The organism is Microcystis sp. M31BS1, from assembly GCF_020245285.1.
GTDB classification, from domain to species: Bacteria; Cyanobacteriota; Cyanobacteriia; order Cyanobacteriales; family Microcystaceae; genus Microcystis; species Microcystis panniformis.
The window spans coordinates 1-5,391 of record NZ_JADBVE010000337.1 but is presented as its reverse complement, the minus strand read 5'-3'; the positions used below and the strand labels follow the sequence as shown (position 1 = coordinate 5,391).

At 45.8% G+C, this 5,391-nt stretch carries 7 protein-coding genes; 4 read left to right on the top strand and 3 right to left on the bottom strand.

Going from position 1 to position 5,391, the window contains the following annotated elements:
• Both IM509_RS19100 and psbC read left to right on the top strand, forming a co-directional pair.
• The coding region (locus tag IM509_RS19100) for a photosystem II protein D2 (protein WP_271931852.1) at positions 1–172 on the top strand (172 nt) is incomplete at its 5' end.
• Positions 156–1,538, top strand: a complete 1,383-nt coding sequence (gene psbC, locus IM509_RS19095) for a photosystem II reaction center protein CP43 (protein WP_002739004.1) — start codon at positions 156–158, stop codon at positions 1,536–1,538. The genes IM509_RS19100 and psbC, both read left to right, overlap by 17 nt.
• Positions 1,539–1,647: 109 nt before the next feature.
• Here psbC and cobD read toward each other — a convergent pair whose 3' ends face one another.
• From cobD to IM509_RS19080, 3 genes are all read right to left on the bottom strand, one after another.
• A complete protein-coding gene (gene cobD / locus IM509_RS19090; RefSeq protein WP_185238039.1) occupies positions 1,648–2,715 on the bottom strand; it encodes a threonine-phosphate decarboxylase CobD in 1,068 nt (355 codons plus the stop codon).
• A gap of 31 nt (positions 2,716–2,746) precedes the next feature.
• Complete coding sequence (hbs, locus tag IM509_RS19085; protein WP_002759570.1) at positions 2,747–3,031, bottom strand: non-specific DNA-binding protein Hbs; 285 nt, start codon at positions 3,029–3,031, stop codon at positions 2,747–2,749.
• Between the two features lie 145 nt (positions 3,032–3,176).
• The gene (locus IM509_RS19080) at positions 3,177–3,380 is read right to left on the bottom strand and encodes a hypothetical protein (protein WP_002759569.1); all 204 of its coding nucleotides are present in this window, start codon (positions 3,378–3,380) and stop codon (positions 3,177–3,179) included.
• A gap of 199 nt (positions 3,381–3,579) precedes the next feature.
• On the opposite strand from IM509_RS19080, the gene IM509_RS19075 reads away from it, so the two are divergent.
• Both IM509_RS19075 and ureE read left to right on the top strand, forming a co-directional pair.
• Positions 3,580–4,065: a DUF4168 domain-containing protein gene (locus tag IM509_RS19075; protein WP_052277016.1), complete on the top strand. Its 486-nt coding sequence runs from the start codon at positions 3,580–3,582 to the stop codon at positions 4,063–4,065.
• Between the two features lie 76 nt (positions 4,066–4,141).
• Positions 4,142–4,618: an urease accessory protein UreE gene (gene ureE, locus IM509_RS19070; protein ID WP_002747017.1), complete on the top strand. Its 477-nt coding sequence runs from the start codon at positions 4,142–4,144 to the stop codon at positions 4,616–4,618.
• Positions 4,619–5,391: the final 773 nt, after the last annotated feature.

Here is a 5,391-nt window from a genome sequence, read left to right as displayed (position 1 = left end):
TGACTTCGTTTCTCAGGAATTGAGAGCGGCCGAAGACCCGGAATTTGAAACCTTCTACACTAAAAATATTCTGCTTAACGAAGGTCTGAGAGCTTGGATGGCTCCCCAAGACCAACCCCACGAAAACTTTATCTTCCCTGAGGAGGTTCTCCCGCGTGGTAACGCTCTCTAATATCCCTACCGCTACCGGTCGTGACCAAAGTTCCACCGGCTTCGCTTGGTGGTCCGGTAACGCTCGTCTTATCAACCTCTCCGGTAAACTGCTCGGCGCTCACGTCGCCCACGCTGGTTTAATCGTTTTCTGGGCCGGGGCAATGACCCTGTTTGAAACCGCCCACTTTATCCCCGAAAAACCGATGTACGAACAGGGTTTAATCCTGCTTCCCCACTTAGCTACCCTCGGTTTTGGGGTCGGTCCGGGTGGTGAAGTAGTCGATACCTTCCCCTACTTCGTCGCTGGTGTTCTGCACTTAATTTCTTCGGCTGTACTCGGTTTTGGTGGTATCTACCACGCTATCCGCGGACCGGAAACCCTAGAGGAATACTCTAATTTCTTCGGTTACGACTGGAAAGACAAAAACCAAATGACCAACATCATCGGTTATCACCTGATTCTCTTGGGTTGTGGTGCGCTGTTGTTGGTATTTAAAGCCATGTTCTTTGGCGGTGTCTATGATACCTGGGCCCCTGGTGGCGGTGACGTCCGCATCATCACCAATCCTACCCTCAACCCCGCAGTTATCTTTGGTTATCTGACCAAAGCTCCCTTCGGTGGCGAAGGCTGGATTATCAGCGTCAACAATATGGAAGATATCATCGGCGGTCACATCTGGATTGGCTTAATCTGTATCGCTGGCGGTATCTGGCACATTCTCACCAAACCTTTTGCTTGGGCGCGCCGCGCTTTCATCTGGTCTGGAGAAGCCTATCTGTCCTACAGCTTGGGCGCTCTTTCCATGATGGGCTTTATCGCCGCCGTTTACGTTTGGTTTAACAACACCGCCTATCCCAGTGAATTCTACGGTCCGACCGGTATGGAAGCTTCCCAAGCTCAAGCTTTCACCTTCTTGGTGCGTGACCAACGCTTAGGTGCTAACGTCGCTTCTGCCCAAGGCCCCACTGGTCTAGGTAAGTACCTGATGCGCTCTCCCACTGGTGAAATCATCTTCGGTGGTGAAACCATGCGTTTCTGGGATTTCCGCGGTCCCTGGTTAGAACCCCTCCGCGGTCCTAACGGTTTAGACCTCGACAAAATCAGAAATGACGTACAACCCTGGCAAGTACGCCGCGCGGCTGAATACATGACCCACGCTCCTTTAGGTTCCTTGAACTCTGTGGGTGGGGTTATCACTGACGTTAACTCGTTTAACTATGTGTCTCCTCGCGCTTGGTTGGCTACCTCTCACTTCACCCTCGCCTTCTTCTTCCTGATTGGACACCTCTGGCACGCTGGACGCGCTCGCGCCGCCGCCGCCGGTTTCGAGAAAGGAATTGACCGCGAGACTGAACCCGCATTGGCAATGCCTGACCTCGACTAATTTTCCTTAGTTCGATGGCAGCGGCTCCCGTCTAGTTGGCGGGAGCCTTTTTGTTGTTAATTTGCATGAGTAGAAAACGGGTTTCTCCGAGAAACCCGTTTTCTGTGCGTTACTCAACGGATTTAGTATCAGACGCGGCTAAAATACTCTCTAAAGCCGATAATAATCGTTGATTTTCTGCCGGTAAACGGACAGCGACCCGAAAATAATTGCTGCCCAATTCGCGGAAACTGAGACAATCGCGGATGAAAATTCGATGGTATTTTAATAAAGCTTCCTGTAGGGGTAAACAGGAAGATTGAGATTGTACTAAGAGGAAGTTAGCGGCACTGGTTTGGGGCTGTAATTGCGGAAAATTAGCTAATCCCTGCCATAAATCCTCGCGGGCTGCCGTTAACCAGTCCCAAGTTTGTTGTTGAAAATCCCTATCTTCAATTGCTGCAATAGCGGCAACCACAGCCAAGTTATTCACCGACCAAGGATCGCGCCATTTTTGCCATTGTAACAGGCGATCGGGATGGGCGAGGACGTATCCTAGACGTAAACCGGGGAGACTGTAAAATTTAGTTAGGGAACGCAAAATCACGAGATTGGGATATTCCGGCAACAGAGATATTAAACTCTCCTGTTGTTGGGGGGGTAAAAAATCCATAAAAGCTTCATCCACTACCACCAAACCAAATTGCGATAGATAGGGACGAATGGCCGCCACCGTCCAGAGTTTCCCCGTGGGATTGTGGGGATTATTGAGTAATAAGCCTTGTTTTTCGGGATTAACCGGCTTTAAACTGGTTAAATTCAGGGAATGTTGGCAGATTTTACCACCAAAACTTTTTAAGGCCCGTTCGTAATCATTAAAAGCGGGTTTTAGTACATAAACACTATCAAATGAGGCCAATTCTCGACCGGCCCAGGTTAATAACTCAGCCGCACCATTGCCCGGGAGAATCCAATCTGGTCCGATATTGTGCCATTGACCGAGGGCAGAACGCAACTGCCAATACGCGGGGTCAGGATAACGAGTCAGACTGGTTAAATGGCTTTTAATAGCGGTTAGGGCGCTTTCCGGCGGACCGAGGGGGTTGATACTGGCAGAAAAATCGAGAATAGAGGAAACCGGACAGCCAGCAATTGCGGCCGCCCAGTCAAGATTACCACCATGTTTAGGTCTAGGCAAAAGACTTACAGCGAACGAAACTCAACAGTAATTATTCCTTATCCGGAGCCACTCTGTCTTTAAACAGTTTACCCGCCGAGAAAGCCGGGACGCGAGTGGCCGGAATCTCCATCTTATCGCCGGTTTTTGGGTTGCGTCCTTCCCGGGCCTGACGTTCCCGGGCCTCGAAGGAACCGAATCCTACTAGGGTTACTTTGTCCCCCTCAGAAACCGCTTCGATAATGGTTTCGATGGCGGCAGTGAGAACAGCATCTGCTTGTTTTTTGGTGACAGAGGCTTTGAGAGCGATTTGATCGATTAATTCACCTTTATTCATGCGCTAACTCCTTTTTTTGCGGTTTTTCTGAGTTTAGGGTGGTTGTCAGTAGTTTATTATGGTTCCCCTGTTGAGGACTCGCCAGGATCGAGATCACTAAATAATGCCTCAAATCCTCATTGGCTATATATTCCACTGCATTATTCTAAGCGGGAATTGTCTCGATCGGAATCGCTGAAACCTTTAATTTATCTAGATTTCCCCCCAATTCCCCGCCAGGGGAGAGAAAAAAGGGAACAAGCGAGAGATTTACAGCGATATAAGCTAATAAAAAGAGATTAGATGGCGAAATTGCCGATAAATATTCTCTAAAAGCGATAGGCATCCTAACTTCCCAAAAATCGTTCATCGGTTCTCTCAAAGATTTTTGACTAATTTTGCCCCCAAAAACGTTAAAAAAGTTTACCAAAGCAATTTCTGCCCAAAAATTAAGGTTCGGGACCAGGAGATATTGGCTAGAATTGGAACTTATGATCGTTAAAAATATTCAAAAAAGCAGGATTTAACTGGAAAGTTTGCTATCATTATCTATTCAGCGACAAACTCGCATGGTGATTTACTGCTATCCCCTAGCCGATCTAGGTCAAAGCTTAAGACGTTCTTTTATTGTGACTTTTTTGGCAGTAATCGCCATTCTTGGCGGTGTGATTCCCGAATTTTCTTGGACGACGGAGGTGGTTAGTTTTCAGTCTTCCGCTTATACTCAAGATTTTACGGCTGACCAAATCAAACGTTATGCCAAAGCAGTTTTGTGGATCGAAACCGAAAGAAAAGAAGCTTATCAGGCAATTTCGCAAATTTTAGGGAAAAGTCCCCCAGCAATTACCTGTAACCAACGGGAAAGCTTTAATAATCTTCCAGCTAATGCCCAAAGAATTGCCGTAGATTATTGTAATAAATCAAAAAAGATTGTCCAAGATAATGGCTTCACCGCCGCTCAATTTAACGCCATTACTAACCGGATTAGTAGCGATGATAACTTGAGACGACAGGTGCAAAATGAGATGATTCGTCTGCAGCGGGAAAATAAATAGAAAAAGTTCCTCAGTTTTTCGGGTCAAGTTGGAGTCAGGGCTACAATAAGAATGTTTTTTCCCATTGACCAATATCATGTTAACTTTTACCGAGCGCTTACCCCCCCGTCATACCGCTAGTCCACCTCCCCCAGAAACGGTAGTTTTTAGCCTTCTACTTACGGCCGAAGAACGCACCCGCAGCCGTTATCGTCTCGACAGTCCCGAGGGTTTTTCCCTCTGTTTTCGTTTACCCCGCGGCACCATTCTACAGGATCGCGATTTCCTGCGGGGAGAAAACGGCGAAATTGTTCAAATTATCGCTAAACCAGAACCAGTTATCACTATTACCGCCCCTTCAACCGATTTACTCCTCAAAGCGGCCTATCACCTCGGTAATCGTCATGTAGCCCTAGAAATTAATCCCGATTACCTGCGTCTGGCCCCCGATTCTGTCCTACAAGCAATGTTAGAAGGTTTGGGATTAACTGTAACTGAAGAAATCGCCCCCTTTAACCCCGAAATCGGCGCTTATCAGCATTATCATGACTTGGAAGAGGCAAAAAAGGGATAGTTAGCTAATCTTGCCCAATGCTCTTTCTGATTTAGAGTAAGCAAAAATCAAACTCGGTTTCGACTTACCTCTTTTCGTACCATAAATTGTAGTTTTTGGCCATTATCTTAACAAAATTTAACTGACAAGAAAACAGTAACTTTTTAACAGCCTCTACGGGATATTTTCTTAATCAAGAGGCTCTCATTCTGCTAGTTTCTAGAATTTTAATCGGCCTCGGTGAATTGATTAATTATCAAAGTAAAAATCGAACTACGAGGAATGAATAACCATGGTACTTTCATAACTAGCACCAACGGCTGTAACCCCTGTCCTGTCTGATTTATCCACACCCACTGAGGTTAAAAAATTCCCTGCTCAAAACAATGACCTAATCTATTTTTGTGAACTAGATTCGGCTCTTCTCGACTTTGTGTGATAATTTTTGCTTATGTAAGGTTAAATGCTTACTGGGCAAGACTTTTAGGACTATTTTGAAAGAAGAAACTATCAGTATAGACCTCGTTTACACACAGAAACCAGAAGAGCCTAGATTCTAGTAACAAACTGAATCATTGAACCGCAAGAAGTTTATACAACTCTCGACGGACAAATTTATCTAAGTCAAAAATGTTAGGATTTTTCAACTATTATGGCTCTTCGGTTTGTGTTATGCAATGGACGGGGGTTATAAGGGATGGAACCCTTATAGAGAAAGGCATTTAGCGATTTTTGTCAATTGTTTTTTATCTAGAGCGAACTAATCAATTAAGTCTCTTGCCAGATAAGGATTT

Bases quoted from the DNA above. Each gene is read 5' to 3' on its own strand.
- hbs (WP_002759570.1), bottom strand. From the start codon at position 3,031: ATGAATAAAGGTGAATTAATCGATCAAATCGCTCTCAAAGCCTCTGTC.
- IM509_RS19080 (WP_002759569.1), bottom strand. From the start codon at position 3,380: ATGAACGATTTTTGGGAAGTTAGGATGCCTATCGCTTTTAGAGAATAT.
- IM509_RS19075 (WP_052277016.1), top strand. From the start codon at position 3,580: ATGGTGATTTACTGCTATCCCCTAGCCGATCTAGGTCAAAGCTTAAGA.
- ureE (WP_002747017.1), top strand. From the start codon at position 4,142: ATGTTAACTTTTACCGAGCGCTTACCCCCCCGTCATACCGCTAGTCCA.